General features: G+C 70.7%; 15 protein-coding genes, 4 tRNA genes and 1 riboswitch. Of the genes, 9 read left to right on the top strand and 10 right to left on the bottom strand.

From position 1 onward, the window contains the following. Nucleotides 1-2: 2 nt before the first annotated feature. The 6 genes from ACFYY8_RS16720 to ACFYY8_RS16695 all read right to left on the bottom strand — a co-directional run bounded on the left by ACFYY8_RS16720 (nt 3) and on the right by ACFYY8_RS16695 (nt 7,903). The gene (locus ACFYY8_RS16720) at nt 3-1,022 is read right to left on the bottom strand and encodes a mechanosensitive ion channel family protein (protein ID WP_390041537.1); all 1,020 of its coding nucleotides are present in this window, start codon (nt 1,020-1,022) and stop codon (nt 3-5) included. 60 nt (nt 1,023-1,082) lie between these two features. Next, nucleotides 1,083-2,078 (bottom strand): ribonucleotide-diphosphate reductase subunit beta, encoded by a 996-nt coding sequence (locus tag ACFYY8_RS16715; RefSeq protein WP_390041535.1) that lies wholly within the window; start codon nt 2,076-2,078, stop codon nt 1,083-1,085. Nucleotides 2,079-2,112: 34 nt separating this feature from the next. Beyond that, complete coding sequence (locus tag ACFYY8_RS16710) at nt 2,113-4,320, bottom strand: ribonucleoside-diphosphate reductase subunit alpha (RefSeq protein WP_390041533.1); 2,208 nt, start codon at nt 4,318-4,320, stop codon at nt 2,113-2,115. A gap of 150 nt (nt 4,321-4,470) precedes the next feature. Then, nucleotides 4,471-4,671: riboswitch (cobalamin riboswitch) on the bottom strand. A gap of 4 nt (nt 4,672-4,675) precedes the next feature. After that, nucleotides 4,676-5,695: a Bug family tripartite tricarboxylate transporter substrate binding protein gene (locus ACFYY8_RS16705; protein ID WP_390041531.1), complete on the bottom strand. Its 1,020-nt coding sequence runs from the start codon at nt 5,693-5,695 to the stop codon at nt 4,676-4,678. A gap of 100 nt (nt 5,696-5,795) precedes the next feature. Next, nucleotides 5,796-7,616: a glutamine--fructose-6-phosphate transaminase (isomerizing) gene (glmS, locus tag ACFYY8_RS16700; RefSeq protein ID WP_390041530.1), complete on the bottom strand. Its 1,821-nt coding sequence runs from the start codon at nt 7,614-7,616 to the stop codon at nt 5,796-5,798. Between the two features lie 11 nt (nt 7,617-7,627). Next, nucleotides 7,628-7,903: a hypothetical protein gene (locus ACFYY8_RS16695; protein WP_352011606.1), complete on the bottom strand. Its 276-nt coding sequence runs from the start codon at nt 7,901-7,903 to the stop codon at nt 7,628-7,630. Between the two features lie 153 nt (nt 7,904-8,056). Between ACFYY8_RS16695 and ACFYY8_RS16690 the strand changes: the two genes are divergently transcribed. The 9 genes from ACFYY8_RS16690 (at nt 8,057) to pcp (ending at nt 14,046) form a co-directional block, all read left to right on the top strand. Further along, on the top strand, nt 8,057-9,985 hold the full coding sequence (locus ACFYY8_RS16690; RefSeq protein ID WP_390041527.1) for an N-acetylmuramoyl-L-alanine amidase: 1,929 nt from the start codon (nt 8,057-8,059) through the stop codon (nt 9,983-9,985). Nucleotides 9,986-10,075: 90 nt separating this feature from the next. Then, nucleotides 10,076-10,147, top strand: a tRNA-Gly gene (locus ACFYY8_RS16685). A 25-nt stretch (nt 10,148-10,172) separates the two neighbouring features. Beyond that, nucleotides 10,173-10,243 (top strand) — tRNA-Cys (locus ACFYY8_RS16680). Nucleotides 10,244-10,320: 77 nt separating this feature from the next. Continuing rightward, nucleotides 10,321-10,392, top strand: a tRNA-Gly gene (locus ACFYY8_RS16675). 14 nt (nt 10,393-10,406) lie between these two features. Then, nucleotides 10,407-10,481 (top strand) — tRNA-Val (locus tag ACFYY8_RS16670). A 293-nt stretch (nt 10,482-10,774) separates the two neighbouring features. Then, a complete protein-coding gene (locus ACFYY8_RS16665; RefSeq protein WP_390041525.1) occupies nt 10,775-11,935 on the top strand; it encodes an acyl-CoA dehydrogenase family protein in 1,161 nt (386 codons plus the stop codon). 175 nt (nt 11,936-12,110) lie between these two features. Next, a complete protein-coding gene (locus ACFYY8_RS16660) occupies nt 12,111-12,998 on the top strand; it encodes a hypothetical protein (RefSeq protein WP_390041523.1) in 888 nt (295 codons plus the stop codon). Between the two features lie 44 nt (nt 12,999-13,042). Beyond that, entirely contained in the window at nt 13,043-13,420 is a 378-nt protein-coding gene (locus ACFYY8_RS16655; protein ID WP_352011603.1) for a DUF393 domain-containing protein, read from the top strand. Continuing rightward, nucleotides 13,417-14,046, top strand: coding sequence for a pyroglutamyl-peptidase I (gene pcp / locus ACFYY8_RS16650; RefSeq protein WP_390041521.1), 630 nt, complete (start codon nt 13,417-13,419; stop codon nt 14,044-14,046). The genes ACFYY8_RS16655 and pcp overlap by 4 nt, the downstream gene beginning before the upstream one ends. A 20-nt stretch (nt 14,047-14,066) precedes the next feature. On the opposite strand, the gene ACFYY8_RS16645 is transcribed toward pcp, so the two are convergent. From ACFYY8_RS16645 to ACFYY8_RS16630, 4 genes are all read right to left on the bottom strand, one after another. Next, nucleotides 14,067-15,110, bottom strand: coding sequence for a hypothetical protein (locus ACFYY8_RS16645; protein WP_390041519.1), 1,044 nt, complete (start codon nt 15,108-15,110; stop codon nt 14,067-14,069). Nucleotides 15,111-15,212: 102 nt separating this feature from the next. Beyond that, nucleotides 15,213-16,643, bottom strand: a complete 1,431-nt coding sequence (locus ACFYY8_RS16640; protein WP_390041517.1) for a glutamate--cysteine ligase — start codon at nt 16,641-16,643, stop codon at nt 15,213-15,215. A 158-nt stretch (nt 16,644-16,801) separates the two neighbouring features. Then, nucleotides 16,802-17,740 (bottom strand): MBL fold metallo-hydrolase, encoded by a 939-nt coding sequence (locus tag ACFYY8_RS16635; protein ID WP_390041515.1) that lies wholly within the window; start codon nt 17,738-17,740, stop codon nt 16,802-16,804. 35 nt (nt 17,741-17,775) lie between these two features. Next, nucleotides 17,776-18,453, bottom strand: a complete 678-nt coding sequence (locus ACFYY8_RS16630) for an MOSC domain-containing protein (RefSeq protein ID WP_390041513.1) — start codon at nt 18,451-18,453, stop codon at nt 17,776-17,778. Between the last annotated feature and the right edge of the window lie 113 nt (nt 18,454-18,566).

Raw genomic sequence — 18,566 nt, 5'->3', positions numbered from 1 at the left:
GGTCACGCCATGTCCACCCTGAGCCTGGGCAGCGCCTCCGGGTACTTCTCCCTGACGTATCTCACCAGGTGCTCGCGCATGTCGCACTTGAGGTCGAAGGCGCTCGGCGAGTCGGCGGCGCTCATCAGCGCCCGCACTTCGAGCAGCCCGTTCGGCAGGGTGTCGGTGACCTGGAGGGTCCAGTCCTTCTGGTCCCACAGCGGATGCTCGCGCAGGGCCCGGTAGAGCTCGACGCGCAGTTCCTCGACGGGGACGGTCCAGTCGATCCTGAGCATCACCGCGCCGATCACCCGGCTGGTGTGCCTGGTCCAGTTCTCGAACGGGTTGGTGGTGAAGTAGGAGACCGGGAGCACCAGCCTGCGTTCGTCCCACAGGCGCAGCACCACGTAGGTGAGGCTGAGCTCCTCGATCCGCCCCCACTCCCCCTGCACGACCACCACGTCGTCGAGTCTGAGCGCGTCGCTGAAGACCAGTTGCAGGCCGGCCAGCAGGTTGCCCAGCATCGACTGGGCGGCGATGCCGACGACGACGCCCGCGATGCCCGCCGAGGCGAGCAGTCCGGCGCCGAGCGCGCGCACCTGCGGGAAGGTGAACAGCATGGCGCCCAGCGCCACCAGGACGACCACCGCTGAGGCGACCCGGCGGACCAGGGAGATCTGGGTGCGGATCCTCCTGGCCCGCCGGTTGCGCTCCCCCTCGACGCTGACCAGGCGGTCGAGGACCACGTCGGTGACCGCGTAGGCGGCCTGGATGGCCAGCCAGGTGACGCATCCGATCATGAAAAGGGTGATCGTCCGCTCGATCGCGTCGTCGACCGTCCCCCTGGCCATGCCGGGAAGGTAGAGCGTGTTGGCGGTCGCCACGACCGCCAGGGCGAAGGCGGGCCAGGTACAGCGGCGCACGAGCGGCCCGGCCAGGACCCACCGCTCGCCGATCAGCCTCCAGCGCAGTGCCCGCCGTACCATCTCCACGCAGGCGACGGCGGCCAGCATCGAGGCGATCAGGATGATCCATCTGGACACGGACGCTCTTCCCCCCTGACGGTCGCTTGCCGGGTCGATGCCCCGGGACGCGCGGCCTATTCAGAAGGCCTCGTCAAAAGCGACAGTTCCCTCAACTGCTATCTGATAGGCCGAAACTCTCCGCTCGAAGAAGTTCGCGAGCTCCTGGACGTCCTGCAGCTCCATGAACGCGAAGGGGTTGGCGGTGCCGTACCGGACGGGCAGCCGGAGCCGGGTCAGCCGCTGGTCGGCCACGTATTCGAGGTACTGCCTCATCTGGTCGGGGTCCATCCCGGACCGGCCCTCGCCGCACAGGTCCTCGGCGAAGGCCAGCTCCGCCGCCACCGCCTCCTCGAGCATCCGGGTGACCTGGGCGCCGAGCTCGTCGTCGAACAGGCCGGGTTCCTCGGCCCGTACGGTGTCCACCACGGAGAAGGCGAACTCCATGTGCATGGACTCGTCGCGGAAGACCCAGTTGGTCCCGGTGGCCAGGCCGCCGAGCAGGCCCCGCGAGCGGAACCAGTAGACGTAGGCGAAGGCCCCGTAGAAGAACAGGCCCTCGATGCACGCGGCGAAACAGATCAGGTTGAGCAGGAACGCCCGCCGGTCGTCCCTCGTCTGCAGGCTGGTCAGCCCGCCGAGCGAGTCGATCCACCGGAAGCAGAACTCGGCCTTGTCCCTGATCGAGGGGATGTGCTCGATCGCGGCGAAGGCCCTGGCCCGCTCCTCATGGTCGGGCAGGTAGGTGTCGAGCAGGGTCAGGTAGAACTGGACGTGCACCGCCTCCTCGTAGAGCTGCCTGCTGAGGTACAGGCGCGCCTCGGGGGCGTTGACGTGCTGGTAGAGGTTGAGCACCAGGTTGTTGGCCACGATCGAGTCACCGGTCGCGAAGAACGCGACGAGACGGTTGATCAGGTGGCGTTCCTCCGGTGTCATCCTGGCCAGGTCCGCCACGTCGGAGTTGAGGTCCACCTCCTCGACGGTCCAGGTGTTGCGGATGGCCGCCCGGTAGCGTTCGTAGAAGTCCGGGTAGCGCATGGGACGCAGGGTGAGGTTCATACCGGGGTCGAGCAGCATTCGGAGAATGACCTTTCGGCTTGGGTCACGGGGCCTACTGGCAGGCGTCGCAGTACTCGGGGTTCTCCAGCGAGCAGGCGATCACGTCCTGCTCGGTTCCGGCGACGGCCGCCGCGGCTGAAACGGTGGTCTGCGCGATGCGGGTGGCCGGGCGGGAACGCAGGTAGTAGGTGGTCTTCAGGCCCGAGCGCCAGGCGTAGGCGTACATCGAGGAGAGCTTGCCGATGGTCGGGGTCGCCATGAACAGGTTGAGCGACTGCGACTGGTCGATGTACGGCGCGCGCGCCGCGGCCAGGTCGATCAGCGCCTTCTGCGGCAGCTCCCACGCGGTCCGGTAGAGCGTCCTGAGGTCGTCGGGGATGCCCGGGACGTCCTGGATCGAGCCGTCCGCCCGCTTGATCGCGTCCCTGATCTGCGGGGTCCACAGGCCCCGGGCCGTGAGGTCGGCGACCAGATAGCGGTTGACCTGGAGGAACTCCCCGGAGAGGGTCTCGCGCTTGAAGACGTTCGACACCTGGGGCTCGATGCACTCGTAGCAGCCCGCGATGGAGGCGATGGTGGCCGTGGGGGCGATCGCGATCATCAGCGAGTTGCGCAGGCCGGTCACGGCGATCCGCTCCCTGAGCGCCGTCCACTCCGCCGAACGGGCGGCCCCGTAGTGGTCGGGGTGCAGCACGCCGTCGGCGGCGCGGGTGTCCCCGTAGGCGGGATGGCGCCCCCGCTCGGCGGCCAGGTCACTGGAGGTGGCGTAGGCGGCCAGCGCGATCTCCTCGGCGATCCGGGTCGACAGCTCAAGCGCCCCCGGCGAGTCGAACGGCAGCCGCAGCGCGAAGAAGACGTCGGCCAGCCCCATCACGCCCAGCCCGACGGGCCGCCAGCGCTCGTTGGCCGCGCGGGCCTCGGGTGTCGGGTAGAAGCCCAGGTCGATGGTCCTGTCCAGGAACCTGACCGCGGTGCGAGCCGTACGGCGCAGCCGCTCCCAGTCCACACCGTCCACGGTCAGGTGGGCCGCCAGGTTGATCGAGCCGAGGTTGCAGACGGCGGTCTCCGCGTCGCTGGTGACCTCCAGGATCTCGGTGCACAGGTTCGACAGGTGGATGACGTTGCCCGGGCGGGCCGTCTGGTTCGAGGTCCGGTTCGAGGCGTCCTTGAAGGTCATCCAGCCGTTGCCGGTCTGGGCGAGCGTGCGCATCATGCGGCCGTACAGGGCGCGGGCCGGGACCTGCCTGACGAACCCGCCCTCGGCCTCCGCCCTGCGGTAGGCCTCCTCGAACGCCTCGCCGTACAGGTCGGTGAGGTGCGGGACCTCCTTGGGGTCGAACAGCGACCACATCTCGTCGGCCTCGACCCGCCGCATGAACTCGTCGGGGATCCAGTTGGCGAGGTTCAGATTGTGCGTACGGCGCGCCTCCTCACCGGTGTTGTCGCGCAGTTCGAGGAACTCCTCGATGTCGGCGTGCCAGGGCTCCAGGTAGACGCAGGCGGCGCCCTTGCGACGACCGCCCTGGTTGACGGCGGCGACGCTGGAGTCGAGGGTGCGCAGCCACGGCACGATGCCGTTCGAGTGACCGTTGGTGCCGCGGATCAGCGAGCCGCGCGAGCGGACCCGGGTCCAGGCGATGCCGATGCCCCCGGCGTACTTCGACAGGCGGGCGACCTGGCCGTAGCGCTGGTAGATGGCCTCGAGCTCGTCCCTCGGCGAGTCGAGCAGGAAGCAGGAGGACAGCTGGGGCCTGCGGGAACCGGAGTTGAACAGGGTGGGCGAACTGGGCAGGTAGGACAGGGTGGCCATGAGCCCGTACAGCTCGGCGGCCTCCTCGACCGTCTCCGACAGGCCGCAGGCCACGCGCAGCAGGAAGTGCTGGGGGCGTTCGAGGACCTTGCGGGTGCTCGGGTGGCGCAGCAGGTAGCGGTCGTAGACGGTGCGCAGCCCGAAGTACTCGAACCGGTCGTCGGCGGCCGGGTCGACCAGCGCGTCGAGGGCGGCGGCGTTGGCGGCGACGAAGGCGGCCAGCCCGTCCTGCAGGAGCCCGACGCCGTGGGACGCGGCGATCGACTCGGAGAAGGTCGTGACGCCGTGCTCGGCGGCCTCCTCGGCGATCAGGCCGGTCAGCAGCCTGGCGGCGACCCTGGAGTTCTCCGGGTCGGTGATCACCCGGGCCGCGGCCTCCTCGATCGCCCGCCTGCGATCGTCCGGCGAGTGCCCGGTCTTCTCCGCCTTCTCGGCCAAGGTCTGTGTCACGTGCCACCCCTCGTGCAGGTAATCCCCGTACGGCTCACGGAGCAGGGCGCGCGTCAACGGGCGGCTCCCGGGCACGCCGGACCGCCTCGTCCCGCGGCTCTCCCTCGAAGCCCTGGACAACTCTCGTGCCGAGCGGGGACCTGATCGGTCCCCTCTCCACACACCGCGGGCAGGTCTTCGGACTCACGGGCGTGACGCGCGCTCCTACCGGCCGTCGCTTCCCGGGCGTGGTTCACCCAGTGCTCAGTTGACGGCTTTCGTTCCCGTTCACCGCTGCGGGGCAGTCCCGGTCTCTCACCGGGTTCCCTGTTGCCTCGCCCTCGTGGGCGAACCAGCGACGACCAGGATCCTACATCTAGTGCCGCCTGACGCAACCGCCCCAACAGTTTGTGTCGGGGATGCTCAGCAACCCGAGCTCGTTGAGCACCGCGCGGGTACGGCGGGTCTCTGTGACCAGCCACTGGCGGAAGTCGTCACCGCTCAGGTACGCCCGGTGCCAGCCGTTGGCCGCGCACACGGCCTGCCATCGGGGCGAGGCGTCGATCCGGTCGCACAGGGCGACCGCCTCGTCCCGGTCGCCGGGGCTCATGGCCCGGGGGCCGAGCACCCCGCACCAGTCGGCGTACTCAAGGCGCACCTCCCGCTCCATCAGCGTCGGCGCGTCGATGCCGTCGATCCGCTCCCCCGAGGAGACCGCGAGCGGCATCAGCCGGCCCGTGGCGATCTTCGGCAGGAGGGAGCCCGCCGAGCCGAGAAGCGCGGCCACCCGCCCCTCGTTGAGCGCCTCGACGGCCTCCGACTCGGTCGGGTAGCCCGCGTACTCCATCAGCCTGACGTCGACGCCGAGACACTTGCCGATCATGCCGTAGAGCACGTGGTCGGAGCCGCCCTCGGCCCCTCCCCCGACCACCAGCCGCACCGGGTCGCGGCGCAGCGCCGCGGCGAAGTCCTCGAAGGTCCGCAGCAGGGAGTTCGGGGAGACGGCCAGGACGGACCAGTCTCCGGCCAGCCTGGCCAGCGGCGTCGAGGCCGCCAGCACGGAGTCCGCGTCGGCGGTCTCGCCGCCCGCCAGCATCGGCACGCCCGCCAGGAACACCCTGCCCTCGCGCGCGAAGGAGCCCCTGACGGCGGCGAACGCGGTCAGCGCGGCCATCCCCTGGGCGCCCGCGCCACTCACCTCCACCGCCCCGGCCATTCCCTCCCCGGTCAGGATCGCGGCCAGCGCGCGGGCGGCCTGGTCCCAGCGCCGCCCGCGGACGACCGGCGCGACGATGGTCAGTCTGCGCGCCCACCCCGCGCCGGGGCCGCCCATGTCACCGCAGCCCCCGGCGGCCATGACCCCCAGCGCGAGCGCGAGGAATCGCCTACGGTGCATAAGCGTCCCTTCCGCCGAGATCCCCCAGATCTCTCGATACCCTACGTTGCAGATATGTCACTCTCTGCACCGCAATTGGGGCATCAGGGATGGTCCGCGATCACTCCACGGTGACGCTCTTGGCGAGGTTGCGCGGCTTGTCCACGTCGCGGCCGAGCGCGACGGCCGCGTGGTAGGCGAACAGCTGCAGCGGGATCGACAGCAGGATCGGGTCGAGCTCGATCTCGTTCCTGGGCACCACCAGGCAGTCGTCGGCCAGCTTGGGATCGGCCTCCCGGTGCCCGACCATGAGCACCCGCCCGCCGCGCGCGCGGATCTCCCCCAGCGTGGTGAGGTTCTTGTCCAGCAGCTCGTCGTCGGGGACGACCGCCACGGTCGGCATCTCCGGGCCGATCAGCGCCAGCGGCCCGTGCTTGAGCTCGCTGGCCGGGTAGGCCTCGGCGTGCACGTAGGAGACCTCCTTGAGCTTCTGCGCGCCCTCCCTGGCCACCGGGTATCCCCTGACCCTGCCGACGAACATCATGCTCGGCGAGTCGGCGTACTTGCCGGCCAGCTCCTTGATCCGGGGTTCGAGGGCGAGGATCTCCTCGATCTGGCCGGGCAGCGCGCGAAGGCCCTCCACGATGCGCCGGCCGTCGGCGGGCGACAGGTCGCGCACCCGTCCCAGGTGCAGCGCGAGCAGCGCGAAGGCGACCGCGGTCGAGGTGAAGGCCTTGGTGCTCGCCACCGAGACCTCGGGGCCCGCGTGCAGGTAGAGACCGCCGTCGACCTCCCTGGCGATGGCGCTGCCGACGGTGTTGACGATGCCGAGCACCCGGCCGCCCTTGCGCTTGAGCTCCTGGACGGCGGCCAGGGTGTCGTAGGTCTCCCCCGACTGGCTGATCGCCACGTAGAGGGTGTCCGGCTCGACGACCGGGCTGCGGTAGCGGAACTCGCTGGCGGGCTCGGCGTCCGACGGGATGCGCGCCAGCTCCTCGATGAGCTGGGCGCCGATCTGGCCCGAGTAGTAGGCCGAGCCGCACCCGATGATCTTCACCCGGCGGAAGGAGCGGCTCTCGCGCGCGTCCATGTTGAGCCCGCCCAGATGGGCGATGTGGAAGCGGTCGTCGAGGCGCCCGCGCAGCGTCCTGGCGACCGTCTCCGGCTGCTCGGAGATCTCCTTGAGCAGGTAGTGCTCGTAGCCGCCGGTGTCGTAGTGCCCGGCCTCCCAGTCGACCGTCAGCGGCTCCTTGGCCGTCTCCCGCGCGTCGCTGGAGAAGGTGTTGAAGCCGTCGGCCTTCAGCACCGCGAGCTCACCGTCCTCCAGGTGCACCACCTGGCGGGTGTAGCGGACCAGCGCGGCCACGTCCGAGGCGGCGAACATCTCCTTCTCGCCGATGCCCAGCACGATCGGGCTGCCGTTGCGCGCCACGACCACCTCGCCGGGGCGCCGGGCGTCGACCACCGCGACGCCGTAGGTGCCGACGACCCGCTTGAGCGCGGCGCGGACCGCCTCCGCCAGCGAGTCGGTGTCCTCGACGGTGCGGGCGATCAGGTGGGCGAGCACCTCGGTGTCGGTCTCCGACAGGAAGACCGCGCCGTCGGCCTCCAGCTTGGCCCGCAGCTCGTCGGCGTTCTCGATGATGCCGTTGTGCACGACGGCGACGCGCTCGTCGGCGGACAGGTGCGGGTGGGCGTTGACGTCGCTGGGCGCGCCGTGGGTCGCCCAGCGGGTGTGCCCGATGCCCAGGGTTCCCTTGAACCTGGCGGGCACCACGGCCGCCAGGTCGGCGACCCTGCCCTTGACCTTGCGCATCTTCAGGCCTCTGTTGGAGACCACCACGCCGGCCGAGTCGTAGCCGCGGTACTCAAGGCGCTGCAGGCCCTCAAGCAGGATGGGGGCCGCGTCCTTCGGCCCCACATAGGCCACGATTCCGCACATCTGACCGCTCCTTACCCGTAGACGATCCGGCGCAACTGGCGCAGGGAGAGTTCCGGTGCGGCGACACGGCGGGAGCTCAGCTCGGCGGCGATCCTGGGAAAGATCGCGTCGTTGACCAGCCCCCTGGACTTGAGCTCGGCGTGACGCCGCCGGACGAACTCCTCGGTGGGCTCGGAGAAGTAGGCCAGCACGTCCGCCACCACCCTCGCGGCCTCCCCCGGGCCGAGCGCGCTCGTCCGGGTCAGGTGGGCGATGAGGTCCTCGTGGGGATGCCATGCCGTCGACACAGAGGAGGACCATACGCAGCCATGTTGGCGTTTACCAAGTTTTCTGCCCGATTCCGGGCAGAAAAGATTGCCGTGGATCTCCCTCCGCCCGGCCATAAGACGATCCGCGATCACCCATAACTCTGGGTAGTGATCACGCCGGAAGGGAACCTCATGCGCCGTCTGCCGGGGATATCGATCGTCGCCGCCCTCTCGGTGGCGGCTCCGGCACCCGCCTGGCAGGCCCCGCCGTACGGCTCCGCGTCCCCTGCCGCCCCCGCGAGCCTGCGGGAGGCCTTCGCCCGGGCGGCCGGAGAATACGGCGTGCCGGAGAACGTGCTGCTGGCCGTGTCCTACCTGGAGTCCCGCTGGGACGTCAACGGCGGGCTGCCCAGCGTCGCGGGCGGCTACGGCCCCATGCACCTGGTCGACGGCCGGGCCGTCACCCGGGCCGCCTCCCGTGCCTCCGCAGAGGACGGCGTCCACCGGGACGCCGAGGGTGACCCCCGAGGCGACGAGAGCAGGCCGTACCGGGTCAGGACCCGGGACGTGGCGCCCGCGCCACCCGAGGACACCCTGCGCCGGGCCGCCGAGCTGACCGGGATCGCCCCCGGCGTGCTGCGCGCGGACCCGGCCGCGAACATCCGGGCGGGGGCGGCGCTGCTCGCCGACCACCGACGGCGCTCCGGAGGCAGGCCGGACGCCGGCGCGGCCGGTTGGTACGCCGCGGTCGCGCGGTACGCGGGACCCGGCGAGACCGAAGCCGGACGGGCCTTCGCCGACGCGGTCTACGCGACGATGCGCACCGGGGCCTCCCGCGTGACCGACAGCGGCGAGCGGATCGTCCTGCCGCCCGCGCCCGGCCTGGGACCGGCCGGGACGGGGACACCCGGGCTGCGCCGCGCGTCCGGCACCGTCACGCCCGACTGCCCCCCCGAGGTCTCCTGCGAGTGGATTCCCGCCGCCTACCGGCGCACGAGGAACGGCGGGCACGGCAACCACGACCGCTACGACGGCCACCGCCAGGTCGACTACATCGTCATCCACGACGGGGAGACCTCCTACGACGCGATGACCAGGCTCGTCAAGAACCCCGACTACCTGAGCTGGCACTACACCGTGCGTTCCGGCGACGGGCACATCGCCCAGCACCTGAGGTGCGACGACATCGGCTGGCACGCCGGCAACTGGTACTTCAACTCCCGCTCGATCGGCATCGAGCACGAGGGCTACCTCGCCAAGGGGGCCTGGTTCACCGAGGCGATGTACCAGGCGTCGGCCAGGCTGGTGGCGCATCTCGCCGAGCGTTACGACATCCCCCTCGACCGGGCGCACATCCTCGGCCACGACAACGTGCCGGGCACCACCCCGGAGACCGTCCGCGGCATGCACCAGGACCCCGGTCCCTACTGGGACTGGGCCCACTACTTCGAGTTGCTCGGCCACCCGCTGACCGCCTCAGGGGACCAGGACGCGCGCTCGGTGATGATCAAGCCCGACTACGTCCTCAACCAGCCCTATCTCACCGGCTGTCTCCCCTCCGGGGAGTGCGTGCCCGCGAGCGCGGCCTCGGTCTGGCTGTACAGCGCCCCCTCCGATGAGGCGCCGCTGGTCAGGGACATCGGCAGGCACCCCGGCGGCGACTCGACCTACAACGTCTACGACCACGCGGCCCGCGCCTCCACCGGTCAGCGCTACGCCCTGGCGGGCCGCGAGGACGACTGGACGGCCATCTGGTATTTGGGCCAGAAGGCCTGGTTCCACGACCCCGCCGGCGAACCGGCCTCGGTGCCCGCCTCGGGAAGCCTGGTGACCCCGAAGCCCGGCCGCTCCTCCGTCAGGTTGTACGGCAGGGCCTATCCCGAGCGCTCCGCCTACCCCAGAGGCGTGTCCGCGCAGCGACTCGTCCCGTTGCAGTACTCCCTGCCCGCCGGGCAGTTCTACAGCCTGGGGCTGACGACGAGGGGGTCCTACCTGCGCTCGTCCGCCACGGCCGCGGTGCGGCACCGGGTCGTCACGGGGGACGCGCGCTACCGGCAGATCCAGTTCGGCCACCGGGTGATGTTCGTCCGCGCCTCCGACGTCCAGGTGATCTCACCATGACGATCTTCCGTACACCGCCTCGGTTGCGCGCATCCGCCCGCCGGAGGCGCTAGAGTTTTCCCGTGCACCGGACATCGTTCCGGGCGACACGCGGAAGTGGCTCAGTGGTAGAGCATCACCTTGCCAAGGTGAGGGTCGCGGGTTCGAATCCCGTCTTCCGCTCCGGCAGGTCCGCGAGGGCCTGACTGGTGGAGTGGCCGAGAGGCGAGGCAACGGCCTGCAAAGCCGTGTACACGGGTTCAAATCCCGTCTCCACCTCAGTGCGCCGACATCGGGGCCTACGGCATCCGGTAAGGTAGCGCGAGTGCGGCCGAGGGGAGACCCGAGGCGGTTGTGCGGAAGTGGCTCAGTGGTAGAGCATCACCTTGCCAAGGTGAGGGTCGCGGGTTCGAATCCCGTCTTCCGCTCTGATGTTCCCCAAGGACGATTAGCTCAGCGGGAGAGCGCTTCCCTGACACGGAAGAGGTCACAGGTTCAATCCCTGTATCGTCCACCACGACAACGAAACCCCGGCCCGGCAAGGGTCCGGGGTTTTTCGTTTCCCACGTACCGGTGACCCACGGCCGCTCATGCGATCGCGTGGGTCACCACGTCGTCCGAACTTGCGGCATCCAATCCTGCTTTCGGACATGAAGCGACATTTCCCCATGGGTCCTCTTGGATATCGGCCCACGCACGCCTCGGCGGGCGAATCCCGACAAATCCATGTATTACCTATCGGTTTTATTGATTTCCCGAGCCTGCGATGTTTCGATGGCGAGCAGTGAAGGGCGTCGAAAGCGAGGCACCATGGGTCACCAGGAAGGCAGAAGGCTGCTCACCGACGAGTTGCTCGAAGGGGTCGCCAAGCGCGCCCCCGAATACGACCGGGACAACGTCTTCTTCACCCAGGACTTCGAGGAGCTGCGGGACCTCGGATACCTCGGGATCGCCGTGCCCGAGGAGTTGGGCGGGCACGGCTTCACCCTGCCCGAGGTCGCGCTCGAACAGCGCAGGCTCGCCTACCGCGCGGGGGCGACCGCTCTCGGCATCAACATGCACCTCTACTGGACCGGCGTCGCCGCCGACCTGCACCACGCCGGGGACGACTCGCTTGACTGGCTGCTGCGCGAGGCGGCGGCGGGCAGGGTGATCGCGGCCGGGCACGGCGAGGCGGGCAACGACCTGGGACTCGGGTACTCCGTCGTCAGGGCGGAGCCGACCGGCGACGGGGGCTACCGCTTCCACGGCCGCAAGACCTTCACCTCCCTGTCCCCCATCTGGGACTGGCTGGGCCTGCACGCCCTGGACACGACCGACCCGGACGCCCCCAAGGTCGTGCACGCCTTCATCAGGCGTGAGGACCCCGGCCACCGGACCAAGGAGGTGTGGGACACCCTGGGGGCGCGGGCGACCAGCAGCCACGACACGATCCTTGAGGGCGTCGAGGCCGCCGCCCCGTACGTCACGCGGGTGCTGCCCGCGGGGCCGACGGGCGACCCGTTCGTCGCGAGCGTCTTCGGCTGGGTCTTCCCGCTGTTCGGCAACGTCTACTACGGCATCGCCGAACGCGCCCTCGACCTTGCCGTGGCGGGAGTCAGGCGGGCCACCTCCCTGGAGCTCGGGGGCAGGTCCCTGGCCGAGCACCCGCTGGTGCAGTGGAACGTCGCCGAGGCGGCGCTGAGGCTGCAGGCCGTCGAGGCCCAGATCGACGCCGTCGCCAGGGACTGGGCGCGGGGCGCCGACCACGGCGCCACCTGGCCCGCCAGGCTCTTCGGCGCCAAGTACAACGCGGTCGAGGGGGCCAAGGAGGTCGTCGACCTGGCCCTGCGTGTCGCGGGTGGCGGCGCGTTCTTCCGCAGGAACGAGCTCGAACGTCTCTACCGCGACGTCAGGGCGGGCGGTTTCCACCCGCCGAACGCCAACCTGGTCCACGACGTCGTGGGGAAGACGGCGCTCGGGGTCGTCTGAGCAGCTCGCGACGGGGGTCTCCGGTGGTCCTGGAGGCCCCCGCCGCGCTGATCGAAAACTCAACGTCACGTTTCACACGCGGTTCTTACCGCTGAGGAGGCACCATAGAGGGACACATAATGCAAAAAAACGGTTGATCGCCACGTTCGTCAGCCGTGGTGGAAGGGGCGAGCCTGTGCATCGCGTGGTGGTCGATCCGGAGGTACCGGCCGAAGTCGCCAGCCTCATGCGCCGGAACGGACGCCTGCTCTCCCGGTTCAGATCCGGCTGGAATCCCGAACCGGACGGTGCCGCACGCGTCCCGGCGGTGATCACGGCCACCTTCGGCGCCACGATGCTGGCGGGGCTGGGCGGCACGCTCCTCGTCGGAGTCCCGCTGGCCTTCTCCATCACCGCCGCCGTCATCTGCCTGACCGTCCTGGGTGTCATCTACCTGGCGACGAAGCCCGCCCCCGCCGACTCGGTCGAGCGCGTCCTGTACCGGCACGCCCGGCACTACCAGGGGGGCTACCTGATCATTGAGGACTTCGACTACGGCGCCAGGGAACTGCTCGGCCGGGCACAGCGGGCGATCGACCACATCCTCCGCTCCCGGGTCAACGTCATGGGCATGCTCGACAGCGTGCGCAACGCGGTGATGCTCCCGGCGGAGGAGTGGCAGATCGCCCGGCTGCTGACCAAGCTGTCGGAGCTGCGGGCCAGGCACCGTCACATGGCCAGGGGCGGCAGGACCCCCGAGGTCGCCGCCGCCATGGCGCCGATGGAGCGGGCCCTCGCGGCCAGCGAGGCGGCCGTCGTCGCGCGGGTCGAGGCGCTCGAACGATACGCCGCCCACGTGACGCAGGCCGACCACGCCCTCGTCTCCCAGGGGCAGATCGAGGTGCTGCGCGCGCAGCTTCCCGAGTACGAGCAACTGGTCGCCGAGACGGGCGCCGCCCGGTTCCTCGCCCCGGAGATCGGCAACCTCAGCGAGGACGCCGAGCAGTTGCGGCGTGCCCTGCGGGACAGTCTCCGCTCCGCCCACGAGGCGTTCCGTTACCTCGACGGCCCCCTCTCCCGTTGACCCTGCATCGGTATCCCCTCCCGCCGGATGGGTACCTTTTTCCCATGACGGGACAACCAGTGCTGTTGTATGACGGCGACTGCGGTTTCTGCGCCACCTGCATCGGGTTCGCCGAACGCAGGATCGGTCTGCGCGCGCGCCCGGTCCCCTGGCAGTTCGCGGACCTCGCCGAGTTCGGCACCACGCGGGAACGCGCGGAGCACGAGGTCCTGTGGGCCGAGGACGGCCGTCTGTACGGCGGCGCGCAGGCCGTCGCCCGGCTGTTCCTGGCCGCCGGGAGGCCGTGGAGCCTGGCCGGGCACGCGCTGCGGGTCCCGCCGCTGCGCTGGGTGGCCCACTGGGGTTACCGGCTCGTCGCGGCCAACCGCCATCGCCTGCCGGGCGGCACCCCCGCCTGTGCCCTGCCCGCGAAACGACGATGACCGTCCTGCTGACCGGCTTCGAGCCGTTCGACGGCTCCTCGGTCAATCCGTCCTGGGAGGCGGTCAGCCTCGTCCCGGGGGTGCGGGCCGTACGGTTGCCGTGCGTGTTCGGCGAGTCGCTGGAGCGGTTGCGGGCGGCGGTGGCCGAGCACGACCCGTCAGTGGTCGTCTGCGTCGGCCAGGCCGGGGGCAGACCGGACGTGACGGTCGAACGGGTGGCCGTCAACCTCGACGACGCCCGCATCCCGGACAACGCGGGACGGCAGCCGATCGACGAGCCCGTGGTGCGCGGCGGTCCAGCGGCCTACTTCGCCACGCTGCCGGTCAAGGCGTGCGTCGCGGCGGCCAGGGCCGCCTCGGTGCCCGCGAGCGTCTCGCAGAGCGCCGGGACGTTCGTCTGCAACCACCTCTTCTACGGCCTGATGCACCTGATCGCCACCGAGCGGCCCAGGATGCGCGGCGGGTTCGTGCACCTGCCGTTCACCCCGGAGCAGGCCCTGGGCCGCGGCGTGCCCGCTGCGCCCTCGATGCCCTCGGCGACGGCGGCGACGGCGCTGACCGCCATCGTGACCGCCGCCGTCTCCGTGGGTGACGACCTGCGCCTGGTCGGCGGCTCCCTGCACTGAGCCTCGCCGCGGGGGCCGGTCTACAGGGGGACGCCGAAGACCGCGCGGCGTCCCGCGAACTCGGTGACGCTCCACAGCGTGTTCCCGTCCCGGACGCAGGTGAGGTCCTCGGGACCGCTCGGGTAGGGCCGCCTGGCCACCGTCTCCCCCGCCACGAGCAGGGCGCCGTTCCTGGTGGAGCCCGCGCCCTGGCTGAGGTACCAGGTCCCGTTGCAGGAGAGCGCGCCCTGGATCTTCGGCTCGGGCAGGAGGTGGGCGTCCACGGCCCTGGCGACCCCGGCGTCGTCGGCCCGCAGGGAGCCGTCCTGGTCGAAGGCCCAGCGGGCGACCCTGCCGCCCTCCTGCCGGGTCTCCACGTACTCTCCGGAGACCAGCGTGCCGGGGGCGGTGCTCCGGTCCACGGCCGCGAAGGAGAACCTGGCCTCGCCCGTACGGCTCCAGGCGCCGGTCTGCGGCATCACGTAGCGGTAGCCGAAGGCGGTGTACACCCCGCCCCTCCTGCCGATCGTGGTCGTGCCGTCGCCGTTCACCTCGAAGATCTGCCGGGTGTCGAACACCCGCATGCCCCGCTCGGTGTCGGCGACGTACAGCAGGTCGCCGTACCAGGCGACGCCTCCGGCGTGGATGTTGATCGGGGAGATGCCGCCGGCGGTGTCGGCCACCACGAGCAGGACGTGCCGGTAGCGCAACGTGGCCGGGTCGAGGAAGGACAGCCGGATGCCCCGTTCCGGCGTGGACTGGGGTTTGAAGTACCAGCTCACCACGAAGGCGTTCCTGGCCAGGCCCGCGTCGGAGGAGCAGGTCAGGCCCTGGGGGTACCAGTCGGTGACCTCGTTGTCCGCGGCGTCGAAGCAGTACCAGTCGACCGGTTTGGGGTTCATCGTGCCGAACGCCCTGGTCCCGGCCGCTCCCTTCCTGATCGCCACCCGGTTCGCCTTGGTCAGCACGGTCTCCAGGGGGACCCGCTTGAGCCATCTCCCCAGTGCCACGGCTCCGGCCGCCAGGTCGCCGTCGTCACGTCTCAGCTCGAACGGTTCAACCGCCGTGGCCGTCATCGCGCTCATAAGGGGATTCTCCTTCTCCGACGGCCGTCCTGGCAGGCGGTCGAGATGTGGAGTTCACGAGTATGCCGGTCTCGGGTCCCTTTTGTGATCATTTCTGGGGGATCATGCCGGCCAGGTGTGCACGGGCGCGCCGGTCAGCGCCAGTTCCCGGTAGCGGGCCACCATCCTGGCCCGTGCCGCCGGGTCCCCGGCGAGGTCACCGAGCGCCTCCCGCTGCCAGACCGACCCGGTACGGCGCCGCCCGACCCGCTCCCGGATGATGTTCAACGTCCACTCGGCCTCCTCGGGCAGCACACCGACCCGTTCGAGCCCGGCGGCGGCCGCGGGGAGCAGGTCGAGCGCCAGCCGCGCCGCCGGGATCTCCCCCGGCCTGCCCGGCCAGGCCAGTGGCGCGTCCAGGCCGTGGATCGCGGCCCGGTAGAAGTTGCGGTAGGCGGCGGAGAAGGGGAACTCCTCGACCGGCTCGACGGCCAGGGCGGCGGTGAGTCCGAGCAGGAACGCGCTGTTGGCCGCCATGTCCAGCGGCGTCGGCCCCGCGGGCAGGGAACGCATCTCCACCCGCAGGTGACCGCCGTCCGCCGGATCGTAGACAGGCCTGTTCCACTGCCACACCGTGCCCTGGTGCAGCCGCAGCTCGGCCAGTTCGGGCACCTCCCGCTCCTGGCTCTCCTTCCAGGTCATCGGCAGCACCGGCTCGTAGTCGCGGACACACGCCTCGAAGATCTCCCCTGCCCCGGTCACCCACCCGGAGCCGAAGGCGACCCGCCTGTCCCTGCGGTCGCGCCGCTCCACGTCACGGTCGTCGGCGGCCTCCTCGAACAGGGCGATCCTGGTCTCCTCCCACAACCGCCTGCCCAGGAAGCCCGGCGAGTTGCCGCTCACCGCCAGGACGGGCCCGATGGCCAGCTGGGAGGCGTTGTAGACGCGGGCGAAGTCACCCGGAGGCGTGCGGAAGTGCACCTGCCAGGAGGTGTTCGCGCTCTCCAGGATCACCCCCTCGACTTCGAGCTCCAGCTGCTCGGCCCCCTCGATGCTCACCCGGAACGGCTCGGCGCGCAGCCGCCGCATCCCCCGGCTCAGCGCCCGGTAGCGGCTCTCGTCGCTGAGCGCCTCGTGGGTGAAGTCGAACTCGCTGAGCGAGGGCAGGATTCCGATCGCCACGACCCGGCCGCCCTGGGTCGCCGCCGCCGCGTCCGCCATGGCCATGGTCTCCTCCAGCTCGCGCACCAGCCCCGTGAACGGGCGCCCGGCGAGCGGCAGCGGCGTGAGGTTGACCTCCAGGTTGAACCTGCCCAGCTCGGGCACGAGGCGCTCGTCGTCCGCCGCCTCGCGCACCTCGTGGTTGCGGGGAAGCGGCCTGCCCTCCGGGGTGACGAGGAAAAGCTCAAGCTCGGCCCCGATCGTCGCCGGTCCCGCGCCGAAGCCCGGCCTGGCGAGCAGCTCCCGAAGCTGGTCGAGCTGCTCCTCCAGCCGTTTCCCGAAGCGGGCGAACTCCGCCTCGGTGAAGCGGTCCTTGTCGACTTGCTGGCCCATCGGCACCGTCCGATCAGTCGCTCCTGCTGTTGCCTCCTCCCTGTCCCGGCTGGACGGTTCTAATCAGCCCACCGCGCAAGTGCCGCGCCGTACGGCGATGCGGTCGGACCCCGCTCGGGCCCCGCTCGGGCCCCGCTCGGGCCACTGTCAGGCCGCTGTCAGGCCAGGCAGGTCAGCGGTTTGCCGCCGTTGAACGCCAGCATGTCGGTGATCACGGCGGTCAGGTCGACCGGTCCGCCGAGGGAGGCCCCGTCCAGGTCGGCGTAGGCCCGGTGCAGGTTGCCGACGATCCGCTCGGGGTCGAGCAGCCCGCCGTACTCGCCGAGGTCGGTCTCCCTGGCGGTCTCCAGCGGCGAGAGACCGGCCGCCCTGCCGCGCTCGGCGGTCTCCATCACGAACCGCAGGTATCCCCGCACCCGGCCGATGACCTCGGGGCCGCAGACGTCGCCGTGCCCGGGGACGATGGTCGTGGCGCCCAGTTCCTCGATCCGGTCGAGGGCTTCGAGCGACCCCAGGACCGACCCCATCAGCACGAACGGCGTACCGCCGTTGAAGACCAGGTCCCCCGCGAACAGCAGCGACCGCTCCGGGATCCACACGATGGAGTCGTTGGTCGTGTGCGCGGGTACACCGATGTGCCGGACCTCACAGCGCAGCTCGTCCGAGTACACGGTCACGCCGTCGGTGTAGGTGAGGAACGGCGGGCAGGCCCGCAGGTCGCCCCAGTCGACCTCGGTCCAGGCGATCGTGCGGTAGGCGGGGATGCCCTCGGCGAGGATCGCCTCCCTGGTCCGTTCGTGGCCGACGATCGTCGCCTCGGGGAAGGCGAAGTTGCCGAAGGTGTGGTCGCCGTGGTGGTGGGTGTTGACCAGCGTCGTGATCGGGTTCGCGGTGACCGACCTGATCGCCTCGCGGTAGGCCAGCGTGCGGCGTTCGGTCGAGCAGGAGTCCACGCTGATCACCCCGCGTTCACCGACCAGGAAGCCGGTGTTGTTGACCCACCAGCTCCCGTCGGGCTGAACGTAGGCGTAGACGCCGTCCGAGACCTCCTCGATCCGGGCGGGTGGCAGGGGATGGTCGTGTGGAGATGAGCTCATAACGGCATTGTCGGGCCTGAACCGGCGACCCGTGATCAGGAGGGCACGCTGTTCCCTCGTTCGAGCCGCCTGCGGATCCGCTCGGCGGACAACACGTTGAGCGCCTCACCCGCGGCGAGCGTGCGGGGCAGCAACTCCGCCTGGGTGGTCAGGGCACGGAAGAGGACCTCGACCGTCACGTCGTGGTCGGGACGCGCGACGATCTCGACCCGGTCCCCCGCCTCGATCCGCCCCGGTTCGATGACCCTGAGGTAGGCGCCGGGCCTGGCGGCCTGGGTGAACCGCCGTACCCATCCCTTCTCCGCGAGCCAGCCCGCGAAGGTCCGGCAGGGAATGCGCGCGGAGGTGACCTCGAGCACCAGATCGGCCCCTATCCGCCAGCGTTCGCCGATCAGCGCCCCGTTGACGTCCAGGCCAGAGGTGGTGAGGTTCTCCCCGAAGACACCGTTGGACAGCTCACGCCCGAGCTCCGTCTCCCAGAGGTCGAGGTCCTCCCTGGCGTAGGCGTAGACCGCCTGGTCGTCGCCGCCGTGGTCACGCAGGTCCCCGATCACGTCCCCGGCGACGCCGCTTCCGGCCGTGCCCGTCGGCCCGCCCGGCGCGGCCACGGCCACCGGCCCCGCCACGGGGCGCTTGTCGATCCCGGTGAGGGCGGCGTCGGTGTAGTCCGCCGGACGGCCGCGCCCGGCGTTGACGGAGAGAAGGTGAGCCATGGAGGCAGCCTACAAAGCTCTCCGGATCGGTACACACGCCCACCGGAAAGGCCCCTCTCACCTGCGAGGCCGCGATTGCGGTCTTCCCGTGTCGTCCCGGATTCCGATCCCAA

It is taken from the genome of Streptosporangium sp. NPDC001559 (assembly GCF_042893955.1).
Lineage (GTDB): Bacteria > Actinomycetota > Actinomycetes > Streptosporangiales > Streptosporangiaceae > Streptosporangium.
The sequence above is the reverse complement of the archived record's forward strand: the minus strand, read 5'-3'. Positions and strand labels throughout refer to the sequence as shown.

What these genes read in the sequence shown, in the direction of transcription:
- ACFYY8_RS16655 (WP_352011603.1), top strand. Translation starts at nt 13,043, where the DNA reads ATGACGGGACAACCAGTGCTGTTGTATGACGGCGACTGCGGTTTCTGC.
- ACFYY8_RS16690 (WP_390041527.1), top strand. Translation starts at nt 8,057, where the DNA reads ATGCGCCGTCTGCCGGGGATATCGATCGTCGCCGCCCTCTCGGTGGCG.
- ACFYY8_RS16705 (WP_390041531.1), bottom strand. Translation starts at nt 5,695, where the DNA reads ATGCACCGTAGGCGATTCCTCGCGCTCGCGCTGGGGGTCATGGCCGCC.
- ACFYY8_RS16665 (WP_390041525.1), top strand. Translation starts at nt 10,775, where the DNA reads ATGGGTCACCAGGAAGGCAGAAGGCTGCTCACCGACGAGTTGCTCGAA.
- ACFYY8_RS16715 (WP_390041535.1), bottom strand. Translation starts at nt 2,078, where the DNA reads ATGCTGCTCGACCCCGGTATGAACCTCACCCTGCGTCCCATGCGCTAC.
- ACFYY8_RS16635 (WP_390041515.1), bottom strand. Translation starts at nt 17,740, where the DNA reads ATGAGCTCATCTCCACACGACCATCCCCTGCCACCCGCCCGGATCGAG.
- ACFYY8_RS16645 (WP_390041519.1), bottom strand. Translation starts at nt 15,110, where the DNA reads ATGAGCGCGATGACGGCCACGGCGGTTGAACCGTTCGAGCTGAGACGT.
- ACFYY8_RS16630 (WP_390041513.1), bottom strand. Translation starts at nt 18,453, where the DNA reads ATGGCTCACCTTCTCTCCGTCAACGCCGGGCGCGGCCGTCCGGCGGAC.
- pcp (WP_390041521.1), top strand. Translation starts at nt 13,417, where the DNA reads ATGACCGTCCTGCTGACCGGCTTCGAGCCGTTCGACGGCTCCTCGGTC.
- glmS (WP_390041530.1), bottom strand. Translation starts at nt 7,616, where the DNA reads ATGTGCGGAATCGTGGCCTATGTGGGGCCGAAGGACGCGGCCCCCATC.
- ACFYY8_RS16640 (WP_390041517.1), bottom strand. Translation starts at nt 16,643, where the DNA reads ATGGGCCAGCAAGTCGACAAGGACCGCTTCACCGAGGCGGAGTTCGCC.